Origin of the sequence: Mesorhizobium sp. M7A.F.Ca.US.005.03.2.1, assembly GCF_003997795.1 — a bacterium.
Taxonomy (GTDB): Bacteria; Pseudomonadota; Alphaproteobacteria; order Rhizobiales; family Rhizobiaceae; genus Mesorhizobium; species Mesorhizobium ciceri.
In genome coordinates, this window is sequence record NZ_RZRP01001239.1 from 1 (window position 1) to 1,295 (window position 1,295).

The 1,295-nt window shown below is 68.8% G+C and carries 1 protein-coding gene and 1 pseudogene; both read right to left on the bottom strand.

What is annotated here, in order from left to right:
* The coding region (locus EN991_RS36635) for a BatA domain-containing protein (protein WP_206519336.1) at window positions 1–748 on the bottom strand (748 nt) is incomplete at its 3' end.
* A pseudogene (locus EN991_RS36640) lies at window positions 745–1,295 on the bottom strand (DUF58 domain-containing protein); the annotation flags it as partial. The pseudogene EN991_RS36640 and the gene EN991_RS36635, both read right to left, overlap by 4 nt.

The following is a 1,295-nucleotide window of genomic DNA, read 5'->3' on the forward strand; positions in this document are numbered from 1 at the left end:
CCGGGCGACCCTGCCCCGGCGCGCGGATGGCGGTCAGCGCAAAGCCGTCGACCTGGTTGTCGGCGGCGGTCAGGCCCGTCAGCGACAGCCTGTCGGCGGTTTCCCAGACGACACGGGCGGCATTTTTCGACAAAAGCGTGTTGAAGGCGGCTTCATCGCCTTTTGCCGCCAGGCCGTCGGCAAGCACGGCGACACTGGCCCCGGGCAAGGTCTCCAGCACGCCGGCGACGCGGGCATAGACGGCGGGCCGGTCGGTCGGGATCGGCCGCGGCTTGGCGGCGCGCAGCCGGTCAAGGGCGGTGGCGGCATCGAACGGGCCGATCTCGGCATTGGCTTTTTCGGCGGTGAAGGCGATGACGACCGGCACGCCGTTGGAGCCGGCGTCGTTGATCAGCCGCTCGGCGGTGGCGACGCGTTTGCCCCAGTCGGCGGCACTTGCCCAGTCATTGTCGATGACCAGGGCAAGGGCGGCTCCTTCGGCCGGCAGCTTTTCACGCGGATTGAAGACCGGGTCGGCCAATGCCGCGACGATGAGGGCCGCCATCAAGAGCCTGAGCAGCGTCAGCCACCACGGACTCTGCTGCGGCGTCTCCTCGCGCTTCAGTACGCGCGCCAGGATCTTCAGCGGCGGGAAGATCTCGGTCTGCGGCTTGGGCGGCGTCAGCCTGAGCAGCCACCAGATCACCGGCAGTGCCAGCAGGCCCCACAGCACCATGGGGGCGCCAAAGGAGAGCGGCAGCCAACTCATGCGACAGCCTTTCCTGGCCGATCGCCACCAGCGATGCCTGCACGACCGCCAGCGGTCGGCCTGACCGAGGGGCCATCAGTGGTCATCGCCATGTGCAGTCGCACCAGCGCGTCGGAGGCGAGCCGATCGGTGTGGTTGACGGTAAAGCTCCAGCCAAGCCGCTTGCACCAGGCGGCCAGTTCGTGGCGGCGGGCGGTGTAGAGCAGGCGATACTCATCACCCAGCATTTCGGCGCGGCCGGCGGTCAGCTTGTCGCCGGTCTCGGGATCGGTGAATTCGGTGCGGCCGGCATAGGGGAAGGTCTCCTCGGCCGGGTCGGCGACCTCGATCAGGTGGGCGCGCACGCCGTGGCGGGCCAGCACGTCGAGCCAGGCCATCGTCTCCTCGACGGGATCGAGGAAGTCGCTGACGATGACGATGTCGCAGAAGCGCCTGATGTCGGACAGGTCGGGTTTTGCCGGCAGCTCGCCGGCATGCATCAACTGGGCGGCAATTCGTTCGGCGCCGTTGCGGGCGGTGAACGGGTCGGTGAGGCCCGGCCAGGCGA